Annotated in this window: 17 protein-coding genes, 1 pseudogene and 2 riboswitches; of the genes and pseudogenes, 1 reads left to right on the top strand and 17 read right to left on the bottom strand. The window is 37.5% G+C overall.

From position 1 onward, the window contains the following. Nucleotides 1–11: 11 nt before the first annotated feature. The 11 genes from metH to QZ657_RS11535 form a co-directional block, all read right to left on the bottom strand. Nucleotides 12–2,780 carry a methionine synthase gene (gene metH / locus QZ657_RS11585; RefSeq protein WP_291967034.1) on the bottom strand — a complete coding sequence of 923 codons (2,769 nt, stop codon included), beginning with the start codon at nt 2,778–2,780 and terminating at the stop codon, nt 12–14. Then, the gene (locus tag QZ657_RS11580) at nt 2,780–3,136 is read right to left on the bottom strand and encodes a four helix bundle protein (protein ID WP_276473497.1); all 357 of its coding nucleotides are present in this window, start codon (nt 3,134–3,136) and stop codon (nt 2,780–2,782) included. Before QZ657_RS11580 ends, metH begins: the two co-directional genes overlap by 1 nt. A gap of 24 nt (nt 3,137–3,160) precedes the next feature. Further along, nucleotides 3,161–4,162 carry a homocysteine S-methyltransferase family protein gene (locus QZ657_RS11575; protein WP_291967031.1) on the bottom strand — a complete coding sequence of 334 codons (1,002 nt, stop codon included), beginning with the start codon at nt 4,160–4,162 and terminating at the stop codon, nt 3,161–3,163. A gap of 79 nt (nt 4,163–4,241) precedes the next feature. Next, a riboswitch (SAM riboswitch) is annotated at nt 4,242–4,351 on the bottom strand. A gap of 159 nt (nt 4,352–4,510) precedes the next feature. Then, entirely contained in the window at nt 4,511–5,572 is a 1,062-nt protein-coding gene (locus QZ657_RS11570; RefSeq protein ID WP_291962406.1) for an NAD(P)/FAD-dependent oxidoreductase, read from the bottom strand. A gap of 112 nt (nt 5,573–5,684) precedes the next feature. Beyond that, the gene (gene cobA / locus QZ657_RS11565; RefSeq protein WP_291967029.1) at nt 5,685–6,488 is read right to left on the bottom strand and encodes a uroporphyrinogen-III C-methyltransferase; all 804 of its coding nucleotides are present in this window, start codon (nt 6,486–6,488) and stop codon (nt 5,685–5,687) included. 3 nt (nt 6,489–6,491) lie between these two features. Next, nucleotides 6,492–8,582 (bottom strand): HEPN domain-containing protein, encoded by a 2,091-nt coding sequence (locus QZ657_RS11560; protein ID WP_291967027.1) that lies wholly within the window; start codon nt 8,580–8,582, stop codon nt 6,492–6,494. A gap of 111 nt (nt 8,583–8,693) precedes the next feature. Next, nucleotides 8,694–9,941: a sulfate adenylyltransferase subunit 1 gene (locus tag QZ657_RS11555; RefSeq protein ID WP_291967026.1), complete on the bottom strand. Its 1,248-nt coding sequence runs from the start codon at nt 9,939–9,941 to the stop codon at nt 8,694–8,696. Between the two features lie 82 nt (nt 9,942–10,023). Continuing rightward, complete coding sequence (gene cysD, locus QZ657_RS11550) at nt 10,024–10,974, bottom strand: sulfate adenylyltransferase subunit CysD (RefSeq protein ID WP_276473492.1); 951 nt, start codon at nt 10,972–10,974, stop codon at nt 10,024–10,026. 46 nt (nt 10,975–11,020) lie between these two features. Then, nucleotides 11,021–11,644: a phosphoadenosine phosphosulfate reductase family protein gene (locus QZ657_RS11545; RefSeq protein WP_291967024.1), complete on the bottom strand. Its 624-nt coding sequence runs from the start codon at nt 11,642–11,644 to the stop codon at nt 11,021–11,023. A 14-nt stretch (nt 11,645–11,658) separates the two neighbouring features. After that, on the bottom strand, nt 11,659–11,922 hold the full coding sequence (locus tag QZ657_RS11540; protein WP_276473490.1) for a DUF2061 domain-containing protein: 264 nt from the start codon (nt 11,920–11,922) through the stop codon (nt 11,659–11,661). 198 nt (nt 11,923–12,120) lie between these two features. Then, nucleotides 12,121–12,531 (bottom strand): RrF2 family transcriptional regulator, encoded by a 411-nt coding sequence (locus QZ657_RS11535; protein ID WP_291967022.1) that lies wholly within the window; start codon nt 12,529–12,531, stop codon nt 12,121–12,123. Nucleotides 12,532–12,617: 86 nt separating this feature from the next. On the opposite strand from QZ657_RS11535, the gene QZ657_RS11530 reads away from it, so the two are divergent. After that, nucleotides 12,618–13,151 (top strand): hypothetical protein, encoded by a 534-nt coding sequence (locus QZ657_RS11530; RefSeq protein WP_276473488.1) that lies wholly within the window; start codon nt 12,618–12,620, stop codon nt 13,149–13,151. 70 nt (nt 13,152–13,221) lie between these two features. Here the strand turns inward: QZ657_RS11530 and QZ657_RS11525 are convergent, their stop codons facing one another. From QZ657_RS11525 to QZ657_RS11500, 6 genes and pseudogenes are all read right to left on the bottom strand, one after another. Continuing rightward, the gene (locus tag QZ657_RS11525) at nt 13,222–14,394 is read right to left on the bottom strand and encodes a trans-sulfuration enzyme family protein (RefSeq protein ID WP_291967020.1); all 1,173 of its coding nucleotides are present in this window, start codon (nt 14,392–14,394) and stop codon (nt 13,222–13,224) included. Between the two features lie 81 nt (nt 14,395–14,475). Continuing rightward, complete coding sequence (thrA, locus tag QZ657_RS11520; protein ID WP_291967018.1) at nt 14,476–17,862, bottom strand: bifunctional aspartate kinase/homoserine dehydrogenase I; 3,387 nt, start codon at nt 17,860–17,862, stop codon at nt 14,476–14,478. A 186-nt stretch (nt 17,863–18,048) separates the two neighbouring features. After that, nucleotides 18,049–19,323: an O-acetylhomoserine aminocarboxypropyltransferase/cysteine synthase family protein gene (locus QZ657_RS11515; RefSeq protein ID WP_291967016.1), complete on the bottom strand. Its 1,275-nt coding sequence runs from the start codon at nt 19,321–19,323 to the stop codon at nt 18,049–18,051. A 116-nt stretch (nt 19,324–19,439) separates the two neighbouring features. Further along, a riboswitch (SAM riboswitch) is annotated at nt 19,440–19,543 on the bottom strand. 360 nt (nt 19,544–19,903) lie between these two features. Continuing rightward, nucleotides 19,904–20,092 (bottom strand): annotated as a pseudogene (locus QZ657_RS11510) (sulfatase-like hydrolase/transferase); the annotation flags it as partial. 153 nt (nt 20,093–20,245) lie between these two features. After that, the gene (locus QZ657_RS11505) at nt 20,246–20,752 is read right to left on the bottom strand and encodes a DUF4411 family protein (RefSeq protein ID WP_291967014.1); all 507 of its coding nucleotides are present in this window, start codon (nt 20,750–20,752) and stop codon (nt 20,246–20,248) included. Continuing rightward, entirely contained in the window at nt 20,752–21,927 is a 1,176-nt protein-coding gene (locus QZ657_RS11500) for an XRE family transcriptional regulator (protein WP_291967012.1), read from the bottom strand. The genes QZ657_RS11505 and QZ657_RS11500 overlap by 1 nt, the downstream gene beginning before the upstream one ends. Between the last annotated feature and the right edge of the window lie 192 nt (nt 21,928–22,119).

Here is a 22,119-nt window from a genome sequence, read left to right as displayed (position 1 = left end):
TCCCTAACGCATTAGTCCACTATATTTGGTGCAAGCCATTTCTCGGCTTCTTCAAACGAAACCCCCTTTCGTTCCGCAAAATCCTTTACTTGATCCAGTTTTATTTTACCAAGACCAAAGTAACGGGCTTCCGGGTTACCAAAATAATATCCGCTTACAGATGCGGCCGGCCACATGGCAAGACTATCTGTTAACTCCACACCTATGGTTTCCTTTACTTTCAGAATATCCCAAATGGTCAGTTTTTCCAAGTGATCGGGACAAGCAGGATAACCAGGCGCAGGACGAATACCTTTATAAGATTCCTTGATTAAATCTTCATTGCTCAGATCTTCATTGGCGGCATAACCCCAATGCGCTGTTCTCACCTCTTTATGCAAGTATTCAGCAAATGCTTCGGCTAAACGATCCGCCAATGCCTTTACCATGATGGAGTTATAGTCATCTAGGTCTTTCTCATATTGCGCCGCCATTTCTGCAGTACCAAACCCTGTGGACACACAGAAACAACCCATGTAGTCTTGTTTCCCAGATTCTTTTGGAGCAATAAAATCCGCCAAGGCATAATCTGCGACTCCTTCCCTACGCTCCAATTGTTGGCGAAGGGTACGGAAAGTATAGTTCCCATCTGTTTCGGCTCCGCTAAGCGACCCTGTATTCCCTTCTAAACTTGAACTAGTATCGACTAAAATATCATCGTCATTAATGGAATTTGCCGGAAACAGTCCAAATACACCTTTAGCCTTTAATTTCTTTTCGGAAATTATCTTGTTCAGCATCTCTTGAGCGTCTGCGAATAAATCGGTTGCTTGTTCCCCAACAACCTCATCGGTCAAAATTGCCGGGTATTTACCATGCAGTTCCCAACTTCTGAAGAAGGGAGTCCAATCTATATAGGGTACCAAAAGATTCAGATCTAAATCTTCGATCACCTGAATACCCAATTCGTTCGGCTTTACAATTTCAGAAGTTTTCCAATCTATTTTAAACTTATTTCTCCGTGCCGCAGAAATTGGCTTATATGTTTTACTAGATGAACGGTTCAAGAACTTTTCCCTAAACACATCATAATCATCTTTTATACTTTTCTTATAGCTTGTAGATGTTTCTTTCTGCAATAAATCGCCCACCACGGTTACCGCTCTAGAAGCATCGTTTACATGAACTACTGCCTCTTTATATTGTGGATCGATCTTTACCGCGGTATGTGCTTTACTAGTGGTTGCACCACCGATCAACAACGGAATCTTGAAATCTTTACGTTGCATTTCCTTTGCCAAATGCACCATCTCATCCAATGATGGGGTAATTAATCCGCTAAGACCTATAATATCTACATTATGCTCAATAGCTGCTGCAATAATTTTTTCCGGTGGCACCATTACGCCTAGATCAACGATCTCATAATTGTTACACGCCAATACTACACCCACAATATTTTTACCAATATCATGAACATCGCCCTTTACGGTTGCCATTAATATCTTGCCGGCATTATCAGAATCTCCAACTTGCGGATTCAATAACTTTTCTTCTTCAATATAGGGTAATAAATAAGCTACCGCCTTTTTCATCACTCGGGCAGATTTTACCACTTGCGGCAAGAACATTTTTCCGCTACCGAATAAATCGCCCACCACGTTCATACCCGTCATTAAGTTGCCCTCAATAACCTCTATTGGCTTATCGGCAGCTACTCTAGCCTCTTCTACATCTTCAACAATATATTGATCAATACCTTTTACCAAGGCACGTGTAATTCTATCCTGTAAAGGTTCTTCTCTCCAAGAAAGATCTATTTTACTTTCCTTGGTTTTACCGACTACAGATTCCGCAAAATCTAATAAGCGCTCTGTTGCATCATCTCTTCTATTTAAGATAACGTCTTCTACATGCTCCAATAAATCTTTAGGAATATCATCGTACACCTCTAGCATACTAGGATTTACAATACCCATGTTCATACCTGCTTTTATAGCGTGGTACAAGAAGACCGAGTGCATAGCCTCACGCACCGGGTTATTGCCCCTAAATGAAAACGAAACATTACTAACTCCACCACTTACACTGGCATGTGGCAAGTTTTCACGGACCCATCTTGTAGCTTCAATAAAATCAACAGCATTTAATTTATGCTCATCCATTCCCGTTGCTACCGGAAAAATATTTAAGTCGAAAATGATATCCTCTGGTGCAAAATTTACCTTGTTCACCAAAACATCATACGAACGTTTTGCTATTTCAATTCTACGGTCATAATTATCTGCCTGACCTACCTCATCAAAAGCCATAACAATTACCGCGGCACCATATCTTTTTATGAGTTTGGCGTGGTGTATAAATTGTTCTTCGCCCTCTTTTAAGCTAATGGAGTTTACCACACATTTACCTTGAACAACTTGCAGACCAGCTTCAATGATTTCCCATTTAGAACTGTCGATCATAATAGGCACACGAGAAATATCCGGCTCCGATATAACAAGGTTTAAAAATTTGACCATGGCCTGTTTACCATCGATCAATCCGTCATCCATGTTAATATCAATAACCTGAGCACCATTTTCAACCTGCTCCCTAGCCACTGCCAATGCCTCTTCAAACTTTTCCTCTTTTACTAAACGAAGAAACTTTTTTGAACCCGCAACGTTTGTTCGCTCACCAACGTTTATGAAGTTCGTTTCGGGAGTGACTATTAGGGGTTCCAAACCTGACAATTTCAGGTATTTAGTTGTTGGTTGACCGTTGTCAGTTGATGGTTTTTTTGAAATACTTCCAGACATTATTTGGTCTTTTTATAGTAATTGATAAACCCATTAATGAGTTTTTTACATTTTAAAATTTGCTTCGCAATCGATTCAAAATCTTCTTTAATCAAATATTCTTGATCCAAAGCGATGAATAACTGAGTTTCCAGTTCATATAAAGAACCTCTAGAAATGTGTAAAAACTGGATAGTATCTGCTGCTGTTCTTCTTCCACATCCTTCAGCTATATTTGACGGAACTGAAACAGCACAACGACGTATCTGATTTGTTAACCCATACATTTCAACTTTAGGAAACTGCTGAGAAACTTTATATATCAAATTCGCCAAAACCCTAGATTCTTTCCACACTTCTAATTCTGTATATTCCATTCAGTTACTATTTACTGACAACCATCAACCGACAACTGTCAACTTTCTAGGTTCATACTTGGACACCACCTCAGCTATTGCCGTAATGTGTTCAGGAGTAGTTCCGCAACATCCACCTACTATATTTACTAGCCCCTTCTCTGCGTATTCTCTTATTTGTTCTGCCATTTGCTCAGGAGTTTCGTCGTACTCTCCAAATGCATTTGGCAAACCGGCATTGGGGTGCGCTGAGACCGCATGTTCACTTTTGGTGGACAACACCTCTAAATGAGGTACCAACTGGTTTGCACCTAAAGCACAATTAAACCCAACCGATAAAATAGGAATGTGGGATATGGATATTAAAAATGCCTCGGCCGTTTGACCCGATAATGTTCTACCGGATGCATCGGTAATAGTACCACTAACCATTATGGGAACATCTATATTTCGTTCTTCTTTAACTTCTTCTATGGCAAATAATGCCGCCTTGGCATTGAGCGTGTCAAAAATGGTTTCTACCAATAAAATATCAGACCCACCATCTAATAAAGCTTCTACCTGTTGTTTATATGCAATACGTAGCTCATCAAATGAAATAGCCCTATAACCTGGATCATTTACATCTGGTGACATACTTGCCGTTTTATTGGTGGGTCCAATACTACCGGCTACAAAACGAGGCTTATTTGGTTCTTTTGCAGTGAACTCATCTGCTACCATTTTGGCAATACGCGCAGATTCATAGTTGAGCTCATACACCAAATCTTCCATAAAATAATCTGCCATAGCAATCGTAGTTCCGGAAAAGGTATTGGTCTCTACAATATCTGCCCCAGCATCAAAATACTGACGGTGAACATCTGCTATAGCATCGGGTTGCGTTAACGACAACAAATCATTGTTACCTTGCAACGGATGTTCCCAATCCTTAAAGCGTTCTCCCCTAAAATCTTCTTCAGTAAACTTATAACGTTGAAGCATAGTACCCATGGCACCATCCAGTATTAAAATACGCTCTTTTAAAATTTCTTTTATATCCTTCATTTTACGCTTAACAAATTATTTGTTCGCTTTAAAATATATGATATCAAGTAAGGAAAGGAAGGTAATTATGTTCTTTCTTTAGTTATCTGTCCTTTTGAATGAGGATAGAATGTAGCACCTTCTTTTCCACTACGGAAAGGGTTGCCAAGGTTTCACAGGGTCTAGTCCCTCCGCCTTTCTTGATAACAATACAATTTAATTAGGAACGAATTGCAAAGTAACGGCACTACTCGCTCTTTACCAAGACTTCAATGGTTTTTTTAGCCAACGAAATTCTTAAAAAATGTCACAAAAAAAGCCCCCGCACGTCTAAAGCATCCGGAGGCCGTACTACTCAAATAATATAATTTATGCGATACTTTGTACTACTTCTTTCTTTGCTTCTTTCTTAGAACCATCAAAACCTTCAACACCACCAACGGTTGTATATTTCATTACAAAGCGCTTACCTGGGTTGATCTGCTGGTATGCATATTGGCACATAACAGCTGCTTCATGGAAACCTGAAAGTATCAATTTCAACTTACCTTCATAAGTATTCACATCACCAATGGCATATACTCCCGGTATATTGGTCTGGTAATCTTTTGCGTTATTTACCTTAATGGCATTTTTCTGAATTTCCAAGCCCCAATCACCTATAGGACCTAATTTAGGAGACAGACCGAATAAAGGAATAAAATTATCCACTTCTAAATAAGTATCTTCTTTTTCCTTGTCCGTGTGCTTAATAACCACTGCCTTAAGTTCATTTTCACCGTGCAGCTCTTTTACCTCAGCTTTGGTAATCAACTTGATTTTACCCAATTTCGCCAGTTCAGATGCTTTCTCAACGGAATCCAATGCCCCTCTAAATTCATCCCTTCTGTGTACCAAGGTTACTTCTGCCGCTACATCGGTCAAAAATATAGCCCAGTCCAAGGCAGAATCTCCACCACCGGCAATGACCACTTTTTTATCGCGATATACTTCTGGATCTTTGATCATATAGGAAACACCTGTATCTTCAAAGTTTACGATGTTAGCAATAGGTGGTTTTCTTGGCTCAAAAGAACCCAGACCACCTGCAATCACCACTACAGGCGCATTGTGCTTTGTTCCTTTATTGGTAGTAACCACAAAAGAACCATCTTCTAACTTATCTAGCGTTTCTGCTCTTTCTCCCAAAGTGAATCCTGGTTCAAAAGGCTTTATCTGTTCCATAAGGTTATCTACCAAAGTACCTGCCAAAATTTCTGGAAATGCAGGAATATCATAGATAGGCTTTTTAGGATATATCTCTGAACACTGACCACCTGGTTGTGGCAATGCATCTATTAAATGCGTTTTTAACTTTAATAATCCTGCTTCAAACACCGTGAACAATCCGGTAGGTCCCGCTCCTATAATGAGCATATCTGTTTTAATCATAATTCTCTTTTTAGTAAAAAGTAATTCTACAAAGTTGACATCATTCTATACAACTACTTTTTAGCTTCTTTTAATTTCACTTATTCTATATACTTATCCTTTACTAAATATGCTATGCTTTATTTACTTCAACAAAACTAACATGCTCTTCAGCAAACTTATGAGTTGCCTCCGCTAACGCTTCACGATGTCTAACTACTTCTCCTATGATAATGATAGCAGGATTAGAAAGATTTTCTTTCTCCACCACATCAACTATGGTATCTATAGTCGCAACTCCTATTTTTTCATTCTTTCGCGTTCCGTTCTGAATTATAGCTATAGGTAATTCCGATTTACCTTCAGACTTAAATAATTCTACTATCTGAGGGAGTTTTGACATCCCCATCAATATGACTACCGTAGCACTACTTTTTGCAGCTAAGGCAACATCTGTTGATAGTTTATGCTCTTTTGTAGTTCCTGTAATTACCCAAAAACTTTCTGAAGAACCTCTTTTTGTTACCGGAATGTTTTGATATGCAGGCACACTTAAACTTGACGATATACCAGGTACCATGGCTACTTGCAACCCATGAGAAGCGGCATATTCCATTTCTTCCGAACCGCGACCGAATACAAAAGGATCCCCTCCTTTTAACCGCACCACATGTCCGTTAGATTTTGCCCTACTTACAATAAGCTCATTAATTTGCTCTTGTTGATATGCATAGCATCCTTTACGTTTACCTACAAAAATCAATTCCGCATTCTTGGCATAATCCAGCAACTCCTCATTCACCAAAGCATCGTACAAAACCACATCGGCATTTTCCAGCGTTCTGATCGCTTTTAACGTAATCAGCTCCACATCACCTGGTCCTGCACCAACTACGGTTAACTTAGGTTTCTCTATATGTTGTAAATGATTTGCCATTATCTATGCTTCTGCCAATTCTTGCTGTCTGAACTTTTCAACAGTTTCCAAAAATTCTTTCGCATCCTTTATGTAAGATTGTGCAAATTCTTTTGTTGGTTCGTTCTGATTTAATTGAAGTACCAATTTTTCAAATCCGCCCGCTACGGCAATTCTACCATCGGCAACAAATTTCTCATCAAAATCCTTAATGATACTTACGTGGGTATTCACTTTCGTATTTTCTGCGGTCAACATCGCCTTAGCCGAGTTTACCATAGAAGAATATGCGTGATAGATGCTGGCAGACCATTTTTCCGCATCGAACATTTCTTGTGCATTCTGAATTTTCTCTTCACTTTCAAAAAGTAATGTTGCGATCAAGTCGATAACAACACCGGCACATTCACCTACACCGATAGCTTTTTCATAACGCTCCGTATTACCCCAATCTATAAAGTCTTCTGGCGTTAAATCATCTATTGATGATAATGGCGTAAGAAAATCATAGAAATACATTTGTCCTTTTTCGGCATAATAATCCGGGAACGATAGATCTCCACCATTGGCATCAAAATCATTTAAAATCAAACGCAATGCTTCCGGACCTCTTTTACTTGGCACTTTTACCACCTTGTCCGCAAAACGACCGTTACCATTACCATCATTGCTACCGCCCAACAATACCTGAAGCGCAGGAGCTACCAATTTATCCTTTGTACGAACGGACATGCCCTGAAAACCAATATTTGCCATATTGTGCTGCCCACAGGCATTCATACAACCACTGATTTTTATGACAACATCATCGTTATTTATATAATCTGGGTATTCTGTTTTTATCACTCTTTCCAGTTCCTCTGCAATTCCCGTACTACTTGCAATTCCCAGATTACAGGTATCCGTACCAGGGCAAGCGGTGATATCAAGAGCCTTATTATAACCAGCCTCTACAAAACCTAACTTTTCCAATTCAGTATAAAAGAATGCTACGTTCTCTTCTTTTACGAAAGGAATCAAAATGTTTTGACGTAAGGACAATCTTAACTCACCTGCTGCATATTTCTGCACCAAGTTTGCCAATAAACGTGCTTTATCCGTATAGAAATCACCCAATAACACCTTAATACCCAAAGCAAAATAACCTGGTTGTTTTTGTGGTATTACGTTGGTAGATTTCCACTGTTCAAAAGCTTTTACGTCACTAATCTCTACTGCCGGAACCTCTAATTCTGACACCTTCACCTTAGGATATGCCTCTGGGTCTATTGGAAAAGTATCAAAAGGTACCGCCGTTTTCTCTGCCGCCAAAAGCTCCTTAAATCCGTCAAGACCTAAATCTTTCAACAAGAATTTCATTCTAGCTTTAGCTCTACTTTTACGTTCACCGTAACGGTCAAAAACACGAACCACGGTTTCCATTAAAGGAATTATCTGATCCGCAGGCAAAAAGCTGTACAACTCATCGGCATGTCGTGGTTGGGAACCCAATCCGCCACCAAGCATTACTTTAAAACCTATTTCACCATTTTGTATTTTGGCAATAAAGCCCAAATCATGCATATAGGACAAACCGGTATCCGCATCACTTGCGGAAAAAGAAACTTTGAACTTACGTCCCATTTCTTGACTTACAGGATTTCTAAGGAAATACTGAAATAATGCGTGTGCATAAGGTGAAACATCAAAAGGTTCATCAACATCAATACCCGCCGTTTCACTTGCGGTTACGTTACGTACCGTGTTACCACAGGCTTCCCTTAAGGTAATTTCATCTTTCTCCAATTCTGCCCACAACTGTGGCGTTCTATTCAAATCTACATAGTGGATCTGAATATCTTGGCGTGTGGTAATATGCAATCTACCTGTAGAATATTCGTCCGACACATCACAAATACGAAGCAACTGCTTAGAGGTCACCTTACCATAAGGCAACTTTATACGAATCATTTGAACCCCTTCTTGACGCTGTCCGTAAACACCACGTGCCAACCGAAGACTTCTAAATTTTTCTTCATCTAGCTTGCCACCATGAAACTCATGAATTTTACGTTCCAATTCAAGAATATCCTTTTCAACTACCTGATTTTCTAATTCTGTTCTAAAACTTTGCATTGCTTAGTATTAAATGTTCAGTATAAATACCGATGTAAATTATTACTATATTTTGCCTATAGATTTTATAGACTTAATAAAAACAGTCAATATAAAATTGACATGTTTATATTAACTTATGAATCCTGCACCTACGGTACTGTTGGATTTTGTATCGATCAATATAAATGAACCGTTTGTTCTGTGATTTTTAAATTGATCATAGAAAATTGGTTTATTTAAACGGAAACTCACTTGAGCAATATCATTCATGCCCAAAGACTCCGTTTTCTCATCTATACCAGAATAATCCGGAGCGATCTTATGGTGCACTTGCTCTACCTTTGCCAATACTTTATTGACACCATGTTGAACAATATATTTATTACCGGCCGCCAAAGGCAATGAATCCATCCAAGAGATCGTTGCCGTAAATTGCTTGTCTACCGTTGGCAGATCACCCGCTTTCACTAACATATCTCCGCGACTCAAATTAATTTCATCTTCCAATGTTATGGTTACCGATGATCTCCTTGATGCCGTTTTATATTTCTTATTATGAAAATAAATATCTTTTATTTTAGAGCGTGTCTGTGATGGAAGCGCCACTACCTCATCGCCTACGCTTAATTCGCCACCATATACTTTACCGGCAAATCCCCTAAAATCATGGTGTTCATCCGTTTTTGGACGGATAACATATTGCACCGGAAAACGTGGTGTACCCACATTGAAAATATCCTTTCTATCCAATGCTTCAAAATGCTCCAACAAAGACTGTCCCTTATACCAAGGGGTCTTGTCTGACAAGTTTACTACGTTATCACCTTTCAACGCGCTTACAGGAATAAAAGTGATTTTCTGATCTTGATAATCTCTCTTTGCCATCAATGACTCAAAATCAGCTTTAATTGCATTGTAAGTTTCTTCAGAATAGTCTACCAAATCCATCTTATTAATAGCTACCACTACATCTTTTATGCGTAATAGGTTATTGATGAAGAAGTGTCTATTAGTTTGCTCTATTACCCCTTTACGTGCATCGATCAAAATGATCGCCGCTTGTGAAGTTGAAGCTCCAGTTACCATGTTACGCGTATATTCTACGTGCCCAGGTGTATCCGCTATAATGTAACTTTTCTTTGCCGTTGAGAAATAGATATGGGCTACATCTATCGTGATACCTTGCTCACGTTCCGCAACTAGACCGTCTGTTGCCAAAGAGAAATCCAAATAATCATATCCCTTTTGCTTACTGGTCTTTTCTATTGCCTCTAATTTATCGCTGGTCAGTGACTTTGTATCATACAATATTCTCCCAATCAAGGTACTTTTACCGTCATCTACACTACCTGCTGTTGCTATTTTTAGTACTTCCAATTTCGTTGTTCGTTGTCGGTTCTTGGTTGTTAGTTTTATTCGTGATGTACTATCAACGAATAACTAACAACTATCAACCAGATTAAAAATATCCTTGTTGTTTTCTTTTTTCCATTGCCGCTTCTGAACGCTTATCGTCTATACGTGCGCCACGCTCTGAAATGGATGAATCCCTAATTTCCTCTACTACCTTATCAATCGTTTCTGCATCTGAAAGAACGGCTGCCGTACAAGACATGTCGCCTACGGTACGAAAACGCACCAAACGTTCTTCTACTACCTCATCTTCTTCCCTAAATACGATACCATCTTCTGCAGACCAGATCATACCGTCCCTTAAGAAGGTTTTACGCTTATGCGCAAAATAGATGGAAGGAATTTCAATTTGTTCCTCTTTGATATACGACCAAACATCTAACTCTGTCCAGTTAGAAATAGGGAATACTCTTACGTTCTGCCCCAATTCTATTTGCCCGTTCAACATATCAAACAACTCTGGGCGCTGATTACGCTCATCCCACTGACCAAAATCATCTCGAACAGAAAATATACGTTCTTTTGCACGTGCCTTTTCTTCATCTCTACGAGCCCCACCAATACAAGCGTCGAACTTAAATTCTTCAATGGCATCTAACAACGTTGTTGTCTGCAAGCTATTTCTACTTGAATACCTACCAGATTCTTCTTTCACCTTACCTTGATCAATAGAATCCTGTACATTACGCACAATTAATTCCAGACCCAACTCTTCTACCAATCTATCTCTAAATTCTATGGTTTCAGGAAAGTTATGACCTGTATCTATATGCATTAAAGGGAAAGGAATTTTTGATGGCCAAAATGCCTTCTGTGCCAAACGCACCAATGTGATCGAGTCTTTTCCTCCCGAAAACAAAAGTACCGGCTTCTCAAACTGAGCTGCAACCTCCCTAATGATATAAATAGCCTCATTTTCAAGGGCATTTATTTGAGATGTATCTTTTAAAAGGTCTAAAGAAGGTGTTGCCTCCAATTCCGTGCTTGTATTACTCATTATACTTTTTTAGATCAATTATCTTTATTTTTTCTACTACCTAGGGTTAACTATGCAACCCGCACTCCCTATTTGCCAACACTTTGGTTGGATCAAAATAGTTATGCTCGTTAGGTAAATCATACTTTTTCAAATAGGCATCTAGCTGAGTATCGTTCCAATGATAAAACGGACTCACCTTTAATACACCGTCTTTACTTAGGCTTAATATATCCAAACTATCCCTATGTGCGGTCTGCCCTTTTCTAAGGTTAGTAAACCAAACATCTGGTTTAAAATCTGCCATTGCCCTTTTAAAAGGCTCCAATTTCACCTGCTCGGTAAACTCTGCATGCCTAGGATCATCTATTTGTGGTATACCCATTACGGCATCTCTATGCGCGGTAGTTTGTTTTGGCACATATAATTTTATGTTCAAATTCAACCTTTCAGTCAATTCTTCTGCATGTTTATAGGTTTTAGGAGTATTATACCCTGTATCGCACCAAACCACAGGAATATCTTTTCTCACCTCTGAAACGGCATGCAAAATAGCCACTTCGTATGGTCTAAAATTTGTAGTTACTACAGGAACCTGAGCATGTTTTACTGCCCAAGAAATAATTTCTTGAGGTGGTATTCCTTTAAACTGAACGTTCAATTGTTGAACTTGTGCTTCTGTCAATGCCATAATCCTTTTCTTTTCTATTTACCCCACTTTACTAAATTCCAGATTCTTTCGTGAAAAAAATACAGAATCATTTTTGTTACAAAATCTATAGAGGCAATAGAGGCCGCAATAGAAATTTCACCTGTTAATATATAGGATATCACCAACGTATCTAACGTACCAATTACCCTCCAACTAAACGCTTTTGCAATACTACGTAGCGGTTTCTCTGAAGTTTTATCTTCTTTATAGGTAGTCTTTGACTCTTTTTTATTCAAAACAAGTTGATCTGCAATCATCTTTTACTTAATTTTTATTACCCTACTAATTTAATAGAGTTTTCAAAAATAGTATATATTTTCAAAGTAGTCGCCAAAAATTCAGATAAATTTCTATTACCCTATAGATTTAGTAGATTATTAACAAATGGACACAAAAATTTACTATTTCGCAACATATTGAATTCCAATAAAATAATAATGAATGAATTTTGAACGCTAAGAAATGATATCCTTTAAAGTATTGCTTCTGTACACCTCTAAGGCACTATCACGCACCTGCAACATTAATTTATGTACGGAGCATGTGTTTTCATCAGGACAATCATCGCACGTCTCATAGAAATTAAGGCTTACACATGGCACCATTGCTATAGGGCCTTCAAGCACCCTCATAACATCGGTCATTGAAATCTCCTCTGGAGTTTTTAACAGATAATATCCCCCGCCTTTACCTTTCTTAGAACCCAAAAATCCCGTTTTTCTCAAACTTAGAAGTATACTCTCCAAAAATTTTTGAGAGATATTCTCTTTCTCGGCAATTTCTGAGATTTGAACTGGTTTTTTATGAGGTTGAGACGCCAAAAAAGCTAGCGCCTTTAAACCATATTTTGTCTTTTTTGAGAGCATGTTGCTAAGATAGCCAAATAAAAAATATGTACTAAATACTTGAATCAACAAATCATCGTTATACAGTCACAACCATTAAATTAATTATGAAAAAAGTACACTTATTATCGATTATTACAATGTTCGCTTTAGTTTTCACATCATGTTCTAGTGACGATGACGCTTCTGTTTCTGCCGCTAGCGAGAGTGAAATAATTGGAACATGGAACTTGACCGCTCTTGAAACTAAAGATGGTGAGTCCGTTACAACTTTTGAACAAACTTCTATAGAAACTACGTTTACGTCTATTGGAAAAGATTTTGACACGGTCGTCACTTTTTCCGAAGACCCACAGAATGTTATCAGCGAAGGTTCTTACACTACTATATTGACTACAACCTTTATGGGAGAATCACAATCTGAAGAAATAGTTGGTGAAGATTTTTTTCAATCCGATAAATGGAGACTAGATGGCAACACTTTATATTTTGTTTCTAGTGATGAAGAAGAAATTGGATTGACCATTACAGAGCTAACCGATTCTAAAATGTCTCTTAGATATGAATTAGACGATACCGTTGAAGTTTTGGGCGGTACTACAAGTGTTAGTGCCACTTATAATATGACATTAACAAAATAACCTTCCTTATATAAAACAAACAAAAAGCCCGGTATGTACCGGGCTTTTTTTGTTTTTATCACTATCTCTTTTAGCCTAAAGCTTGAGCAATATCCGCTATGATATCGTCTATATGTTCCAGACCTACAGAAATTCTGACCGTACCATCTGATATCCCCACTGCAGCACGTTCCTCTACACTCAATTTACTATGTGTTGTTGACGCTGGATGTGTTACTATGGTTCTTGAATCTCCTAAATTGGCAGAAAGGGATAATAGTTTAATGGAATCGAAAAACTCCCTACCCGCTTCTAAACCGCCTTTAACTTCAAAGGCTACTACACAACCACCCGCTTTCATTTGCTTTTTTGCAATTTCATATTTTGGGTGCGATTTTAAAAATGGATATTTTACCCAATTTACCTTATCGCTCGCTTCTAAATATTCGGCTAACTTTAAAGCATTATCACAATGCCTATCAACTCTTATTGCCAGTGTTTCTAAACTTTTAGAAAGTACCCACGCATTGAAAGGTGAAAGTGCCGGACCGGTAATTCGTGAGAATCGATATACCTTATCCATCAAATCTGCACTACCTACGGTAATACCAGCCAAAACCCTGCCTTGACCATCCATTAGTTTGGTACCGGAATGTATGACCAAGTCCGCCCCAAATTTAATAGGCTGTTGTAAGTAAGGTGATGCAAAACAATTATCTATGATTAAAATTAGATTATTCTTTTTGGCAATCTTACCCAACTCTTCTAAATCTAATACATCAACACCTGGATTGGTAGGTGTTTCCGCATAGATGATCTTTGTTTTCGGAGTAATTAGATTTTCAATTTCTTCTAAGGCATCTATTTTAAAGTATGTGTGATCAATATTCCACTTTGGAAAAAAGTTGGTAAATAATGAATGCGTAGAACCAAAAATACTTCTTGCCGATAGCACATGATCACCGCTATCTAACAATGCTGCCAATGTAGAAAACACCGCTGCCATACCCGATGCAAAAGCAAATCCGCTCTCTGCACCTTCCATTTGGCATACCTTTTCTATAAATTCAGATGAATTAGGATTAGAGTATCTTGAATAGATGTTACGATCTTTTTCCTCGGCGAACGAAGCACGCATATCTTCAGCATCTTCAAATACAAAACTAGAGGTCAAATACAATGGAACGGAATGCTCCAAATTTTCGCTTCGTTTTAATTGTGTACGTATTGCGTTCGTTTCAAATTTATTGTTGTTCTTTTTCATTTCACTAATTCTTCTCTTTTCCTATTCCTATTTCTACTTTCATATACTTCGTACTTATGACTTTGTACTTCGTACTTTTCACTAGCCTTTCTCCGCAATTCGCAATATATCCCCAAAGACACCTCTTGCGGTTACTGCCGCGCCCGCGCCTGCACCTTGTATTACTAACGGGTTTTCCCCATAAGATTCCGTATAGATCTCTATTATGGAATCCGACCCTTTAACTTGCCCTAGGGCACTTTCTTTGGGCACGGAGACCAATTTAACATCTAACACTCCTTTTTCTTTCTGAAGATTTCCGTGCAGATCACCTACATAACGCAATACATGATCTGGTTTTTGGTTTTTCTTAATTTCATTGAACTTGGTATCCAACACTTCTAAATGCTGTAAGAAGAAATCTACCTGACCATCTTGCAATTTTTTAGGTATCAGGTTTTCAATATTGATATCCGTAAACTCATTATGCAAATCCAGTTCACGTGCTAAAATCAATAATTTACGCCCAACATCATTTCCTGAAAGATCTTCACGTGGATCTGGTTCCGTAAATCCTTTTTGCATTGCATCTTTCAAAATCGATGAAAAAGGTACATCCACTTCTGAGAATGTATTGAAAATATAACTTAAAGAACCTGAGAATACGCCTTTTATCCTTGTTATATTCTCTCCGGATAAATGTAACAACTTAATGGTATCAATCAATGGCAATCCTGCTCCTACATTGGTTTCATACAGATATTGCTTTTGATTTTTTTGCAATTCTTCCCTCAGTAACTGATAAAAATCGTAACGCAAGGTATTGGCAATTTTGTTAGATGACACAATATCAAAACCATGCTCTACAAATTCAAAATAGTTGGCAACAAAATCTTTACTTGCCGTATTATCTATTACAATAAGGTTCTCTAAATGGTGACGCTTTGCAAATTCAAAGACGTCATCAATCTTATACGGTTTTCCTTTCTGCTCTAATTTTGTTTTCCAATTCTTGGCAATGCCTTTTTCATTCAACAATATCTTTTTAGAGTTTGCAATTCCAAAAACCCTTAGGTCTAATTTCTTGCGCTCTTTAATGGACTTTGCCGATTTTAAAATCTGTTCTATCAACGTACCGCCTACATTACCGTGACCGAAAATCAGAATATTAATTTTCTTACTGATGCCGAACACCTGACCGTGCATAACATTGACCGCCTTATGCAAATCTGATTTCTTTACCACCAAACTTACGTTCTTGCCAGATACCGTATTATTGAACAACAACGGTACGATCTGGTTTTTAATCAATGCATTGAACGGATTGTGAAAAGTGCTTAAATCTTGACCTACGATAGATATGATAGACACATCATCCATCACCGTAATCATATTTACATCCTTTGATTCAAAATCGTTGCTAAACTCATTTTCCAGTGCCAGCTTTGCCCTTTTTGCCTTATCCTTTTTCACCACAAGACCTATTCCCCTTTCAGATGATCCTTGGGAAATAATGCTCACACTAATATTGCTAGATTGTAAGGCTTTAAAAATACGGGCATCTACCCCTACTTTCCCTAACAAGCCACGACCTTCTATATTAATCATGGCAACATCTTCTATTACCGAGAGCGACTTTATACCTTCTTTACTGGATTTGGCACTTATTAAAGTACCCTCATTATCATCATTATAGGTATTTAAAATACGTAAAGGAATGTTCTTCTCAATTAAGGGAATTATGGTTTTGGCATGTAGAATGGTTGCTCCAAAATTGGCGAGCTCATTTGCTTCTTCATAAGACAGGTTCGCCAGTCTTTTCGCCTCTGGTACATAATCAGGATTTGCCGTATAAATACCATCAACATGAGTGTAATTCTGTAATTCTTCGGCATCTAAGAAATTAGCCAATAATGCGGCGGAATAGTTACTACCATTCCTACCTAAGGTCGTTGTCTCGTTCTCCACTGTAGAGGCTATAAAACCGGTTACTACCGCTACCGTATCACTCGGAATCTCAGCAAATTTTAAAAGCACCAATTCTTTGGATTCATTTTCAAGCACCTTGGCGTCACCAAAGGTATCATCGGTCTTAATGACTTCACGTGTATCTACAAGTTTGGCATTGATTCCTTTACCGATCAATAGTTTGGTTACCAGTTTGGCAGAGATCAACTCGCCATACGCCAACACCTCATCTTTTATTTTGGCACTGTAATCTCCCAACAAAGAAACTCCTTCATACAATTTTGCCAAGCCTTTGAATTCGGCAGATAGATTTACGTTGGAATAGGTATGTTTTTGATACTTTTCCAGCGCTTCAAAATCTGACCTATAATCTTTTCCCTTGGCTGCTTTCTCTAGCATACCCTCTAGCTGATCTGTAGCCTTTTCCCTTGCGGAAACCACCATGGCTACATTCTCATTGTTCTTGACCTTTTGTGTAACGATATCCAATACACGCTCAAGTCCCTCGCCATTGCTCAACGATTTACCACCAAATTTTAGGATTTTGATCTTCTTGATATTACCGTTGGTATTAAAAATACCGGTCAGCAATTTTTCCATTTGATCAAACTCGATCAAAAAGGCATCATGCCCATGTAACGACTGTACTTCACCATAGGTAACATTGCTCTTTGCCTGTGCCAATTGCTTAAAGGTATCTTTGTTTTCTTGGGCAGTAAAGAACATATCCGAATCTACCCCGATTATATGAATATTGGTATCGCTATTTTGTAGTTTAATAAAATTCTCATCACCATCCCTAGTAACATCAATGGTCTTTAACAATTGATTCATCAACTTATACGCAGACAATTGAAAACGCTCTTGTAGCTTATCGCCATGGTGCATTAACCAACTTTCTACATTAAAAACCTTAAGCTCCTCATTGGTACTTCGTTTAAATCGCTCTTTAAAGGAAGCCGGGGTCCTATAACATAACATGGCATGCATACGGGCATCATGCACAGGTTGTTTAGAATTCACTAAAAACTGTTCCTGTATTTGGCAATTGGCTATTAACCAATCGGTCGATTTCCAGTCAGATGCCACAGGAATCAAATGTTCTGTCAGTGTTGGGTGCAATGCTGCCATTTCCCAGGCGATACCACCACCTAAAGATCCACCGATCAATGCAAACAAACGTTCTACTTTTAACTGCTGTAGGCCCAATAAAAATATTCTAGCCACATCACCGGCTACAAAATCCTTATAGTTCTCTATTACAAACTTGTCATGACCATTGCCCGGAATGTTGAATGCCAAAATAGTGTACTTGTTAGTATCTATACACTTCTCTTCCCCGATCAAGGCAGACCACCAACCATTTTCACCGGTAACATTAGAATTGCCTGTTAATGCATGGTTCACCAATATAATGGGTGCAGTATGCAATTTTTTTCCAAATACCTGATATGATAATTGAATATCTTGAACACTACCGCTTAGGGTCTTGTATTTTTTAATCTGTAGTTGATGTAACATCTATTTCAAAATCAATTTGTGGCTGAGCTTCGACTGCGCTCAGCCACCACATGTAAAATAATATATTCTTGAACCTTCAATGACTTCGGCTAGGCTCAGCCGCCACCAATATTCTTTTTTTCTTAAACCACCGATCACTTCGGCTACGCTCAGTGATCGGTGGTTTCAGCTTTTACCTTATCTAATTTAAAGACTGGCAAATGCCTGCTCTAAATCTGCTTTTAAATCTTCTATATCTTCAAGACCTACCGACAAACGAATTAAATCTTGCCCAACCCCTGCACCTTCTTGCTGTTCTGCAGTTAATTGCTGGTGGGTAGTACTTGCCGGGTGAATGATCAATGATTTAGTGTCACCAATGTTGGCCAACAAAGAAAAGATCTTAGTGGCATCGGTAACCTTTTTAGCCGCTTCAAAACCGCCTTTGATACCAAAGGTAACCAATCCGCTTTGACCTTTTGGCAAGTATTCTTGCGCCAAGTCATAGTATTTATTGCTCTTTAATCCTGGGTAATTTACCCAAGCCACTTCTTTCCTTCCTTCTAACCAAGTAGCCAATTCCAATGCATTTGCACTGTGTTGCTTTATACGTACCGGCAAAGTCTCTAAACCTTGTATAATTTGGAAGGCGTTATACGGACTCAATGCACCACCAAAATCACGTAAACCTTCCAGTATCAATTTAAAGGTAAATGCTGCAGCACCTAATGCCTCGCTATATACCAAACCGTGGTAACCTGCAGATGGTTCTGTAAATTCAGGGAATTTTCCGTTGGTCCAATCAAACGTACCGGCATCTATAATTGCGCCACCTAAAGACGTTCCTTGACCGCCAATATATTTTGTCAATGAATGAATGACCAAGTTGGCACCGTGCTCAATAGGGTTTAACAATGAAGGAGTAGCTACCGTATTGTCTACTATAAAAGGTACTCCTGCTGCTTTAGACTCCTTTGAGATTCCTTTTAAATCCAACACATCCAATTTCGGATTCCCTAAAGACTCCACAAAGAAAGCCCTTGTATTATCTTGTACCGCTTTTCCAAAATTTTCAGGATCAGATGCATCTACAAAGGTGGTCGTGATTCCGAATCTTGGTAGGGTAACATTCAATAAATTAAAGGTGCCACCGTATAAACTGCTGGATGCTACAATATGATCGCCCGCTTTTAACAAGGTCAATAAACCTGTAGAAATAGCAGCAGTACCAGATGCAAAGACCACAGCACCAACACCACCTTCAACAGCAGCTAATCTATCTTGTAAAATTTGATTGGTAGGGTTGTTTAAACGTGTGTAAATAAACCCTAGTTCTTTAAGTGAAAATAAGTTTGCGGCATGATCGGTATCATTAAATACATACGATGATGTTTGATAAATAGGCACTGCCCTTGTACCTCCATTTATAGTGGTGTCGTGACCTGCGTGTAATGCGTTTGTTGCTAATTTGTAATTACTCATGATTTTGTTGTTTTTAAAAATTATTTTAATAATTAAAAAGCCCAACTTAACCACATAAAAATGTGAGTAAGTAAAATCAAAAAGTTATAAGAAAGTAATATCGAAAAAATCGATTACTGTTATCCTTCCCCTAAGGGTAGAATGTAGCACCTTCTTTGTATGGAACAAAGGGTTGCTAAGGTTTCAAAGGGTCTAATCCCTCCACCTTTCTTGATAACTATTCAATACGTGTGTGAACTTTGAGCTACAAATATAAAGGCAGAAAAATTTAAAAACCTAGTATTTTATGAAAAATATATAATTTGAGGGTGTGTTGTTATTTTTCTGTGGGTCTTTAAAATTAAAACATGTGTGGTTCAAAATATTCTACAAAGTCAACATATATGTGTTTTTTAAAGTAAAAAAGAAGCTCACGTGTTCCAAACCTGTTCTCGATACACTTTCTACCTCATGAAAAATGAGATAGAAAGCACTCGAACTGACAATATGGTTATTTGAATTTTAAAAACTTTACAAAACTAAGTACAGATGTCTCTTCGAGTGATTTTTACGACCTTTTTCGGGAAGAAAAATTATGTTAAATAGAATTGGTAACACTGGCATTAGCAAACAGCATGCCCTCTTTTGCCAAGCGATCAATATTGGGTGTTTGCAGTAATCTATTATCATATGCGTCTATAGCCTTATACGCATGATTATCTGACATGATGAAAATAATATTGGGCTTTTTAGTATTGCTTTTTTGCGCCCTAGTCGTAAATGGCAGCAAGAAAAGTAGGACTGCAGCGGTTAGGATTAATTTTTTCATTTTGGTTGTTGTTCGTTCGTTGTTGTTCGTTGTTGTTCGTTGTTGTTCGTTGTGACTTTTATTATAAGTATGAAATAAGTTTATTTTAAATTACTTCACGAACAATTTGGTTGATTACAATTTACAAGTGAATTTTAAATTCACCTTTTTAATGAAGTCAAAATCGTCAATCCAGTCAACATTCATATTATCGCAAACATGAGGGATTTTTATTTTAGTTTTCTTACTTATAAAATCCTTTTTCTCCTTAGTTACCACGGTAGCTTTTTCTTTCATAGCGTGTGCAATTACCCAAGGGTCTGCTTTAGAATGTATTCCATTACTCGAAACTAAATATTGATGATCAGAGTTTGCCGCATAAATCTCTTTTAAACAATTAGCTACTTCCCCATCTATTTTCTTTATAGGAATTTTGCTATTCTTCAACCATTTAAAAAGATCATCTTCACCTTTCTGAATTTCCTCATAAACTAACTCAGGAATAAAAATCTTACCTTTCTGACCTAGTTCATCTAAAACTTCCCAATATGATGGACAAATATCAGGGGAATAATATTTTTGCCATGCTTGAATAAGAATATTAGCATCTATACAATAAATAACTTTTTCATCTTCAAACATTATGTAAGTAGTTTTTCGAATTTTTGAAAATTATTAATTTGTGTATTAAGAAGATTACTTGCAATTGAAGGAGATAAAGACCCATTATTAAAAGAGTCCATAACAATTCTCGTAAATAGCCTACTATTTTTATTTAACCGAAGTAGATAAGGATTAGGTCCATTCTTCTTTTCTTTCTGTTTTTCCTTTTTTAACCTTTCTTTTTCTAAGAATATTTCAAACTCAGTTTCAGCATCATCCTTTAATAGTTTATATTCAGAAATAGTTATTAAATTCAAATTTAAAGCTCTTACTAAAAATGCAAATGAACTAACACCCAACTCCTTAGATTGCTTGAAAATTAAATTATTAGAGTCAAATATATTCCTCTCAAGTTGTGTGATTATTTCTTTTGGCATTAAAGCATTTGCAGCGACTAAATTGCAGAATAATTCAACTGGATGAAATCTTGATAGAGGTCTTTTACTATATTCAATATCCACTTCATTTGAAATACCTGACTTAGCTATCCATATATGTGCTAATTCGTGTACAAGTGTAAATAGTTGTGGTGCACTCCAATTATTCTTCGAATTGACAAAAAGAAAAGGTGCATACCTGTCAGCAATCGCAAACCCTTGTATTAAATCTCTATCTAAAAGTAACCTAGAATGATAATTACTCGCTCGTGAGACGAAAACACCAGATGCTTCTGCTTTCTCTATCCATTCGTTGATTGGAGTCTTATTATAATTTGCCGGATTTATGTTTAAAGTATTTAAAATATCATTTGCAACAATCTCTGGGTTATCATTAATCGAAAATTTACCAACAAAAGGTAGTGGACTTTCTCCCATATCTTCAAAAAATTCACTTATCCAATTTTGCTTTTCTTGAACTTCACGAATAATAAATAACGAGGCCGTATCTAATTTTTTCGAATCATTTCTCCTATAATCTTGAAGTGGTTGGAAATCTTTAGGAATTTTAGGTAGAAACAATAGCGAGAATGGTCTTTTAAAACTTTTTGCCAAAACTTGAGCTTGTCGAATAGTTGGGAAGTCACTTCCACTCTCCCAGGTTAAATATCTCTCCGGCGATACAGAAACTTTTTTTGCAGCATCTTCAACAGAAATTCTCGCGGATTCTCTGGCCCACTTTAAAATCTCAAATGTTATAAATGCTTTATCAGCCATATCCTTAATCTACAAATTTAACTTTATTTATAAAACTAATAAGTTACCTCCTAATTTTGAAAATTTACTCCATCACAGAAAACTCTATACTTGAATCCGTAAACACCGTATGTGTTTGGGTTTTAAAGTCCGACTCGTCAGCTTCAAAAATATTATCTACATAGGTCTGCGGATTTAAATCTATTAGCGGAA

The sequence above is a fragment of the Maribacter sp. genome (assembly GCA_020629415.1).
Taxonomy (GTDB): Bacteria; Bacteroidota; Bacteroidia; order Flavobacteriales; family Flavobacteriaceae; genus Maribacter; species Maribacter huludaoensis.
Note: the sequence above shows the minus strand (reverse complement) of the source record. Positions and strands in the feature narration are given on the sequence as shown.

Coding starts and splice junctions, on each gene's coding strand:
- QZ657_RS11530 (WP_276473488.1), top strand. CDS start 12,618: ATGAAAAAAGTACACTTATTATCGATTATTACAATGTTCGCTTTAGTT.
- QZ657_RS11540 (WP_276473490.1), bottom strand. CDS start 11,922: ATGATTGCAGATCAACTTGTTTTGAATAAAAAAGAGTCAAAGACTACC.
- QZ657_RS11560 (WP_291967027.1), bottom strand. CDS start 8,582: ATGCAAAGTTTTAGAACAGAATTAGAAAATCAGGTAGTTGAAAAGGAT.
- QZ657_RS11505 (WP_291967014.1), bottom strand. CDS start 20,752: ATGTTTGAAGATGAAAAAGTTATTTATTGTATAGATGCTAATATTCTT.
- QZ657_RS11535 (WP_291967022.1), bottom strand. CDS start 12,531: ATGCTCTCAAAAAAGACAAAATATGGTTTAAAGGCGCTAGCTTTTTTG.
- QZ657_RS11525 (WP_291967020.1), bottom strand. CDS start 14,394: ATGAAAAAGAACAACAATAAATTTGAAACGAACGCAATACGTACACAA.
- QZ657_RS11500 (WP_291967012.1), bottom strand. CDS start 21,927: ATGGCTGATAAAGCATTTATAACATTTGAGATTTTAAAGTGGGCCAGA.
- QZ657_RS11545 (WP_291967024.1), bottom strand. CDS start 11,644: ATGGCATTGACAGAAGCACAAGTTCAACAATTGAACGTTCAGTTTAAA.
- metH (WP_291967034.1), bottom strand. CDS start 2,780: ATGTCTGGAAGTATTTCAAAAAAACCATCAACTGACAACGGTCAACCA.
- QZ657_RS11515 (WP_291967016.1), bottom strand. CDS start 19,323: ATGAGTAATTACAAATTAGCAACAAACGCATTACACGCAGGTCACGAC.
- QZ657_RS11570 (WP_291962406.1), bottom strand. CDS start 5,572: ATGATTAAAACAGATATGCTCATTATAGGAGCGGGACCTACCGGATTG.
- cysD (WP_276473492.1), bottom strand. CDS start 10,974: ATGAGTAATACAAGCACGGAATTGGAGGCAACACCTTCTTTAGACCTT.
- QZ657_RS11580 (WP_276473497.1), bottom strand. CDS start 3,136: ATGGAATATACAGAATTAGAAGTGTGGAAAGAATCTAGGGTTTTGGCG.
- cobA (WP_291967029.1), bottom strand. CDS start 6,488: ATGGCAAATCATTTACAACATATAGAGAAACCTAAGTTAACCGTAGTT.
- QZ657_RS11575 (WP_291967031.1), bottom strand. CDS start 4,162: ATGAAGGATATAAAAGAAATTTTAAAAGAGCGTATTTTAATACTGGAT.
- thrA (WP_291967018.1), bottom strand. CDS start 17,862: ATGTTACATCAACTACAGATTAAAAAATACAAGACCCTAAGCGGTAGT.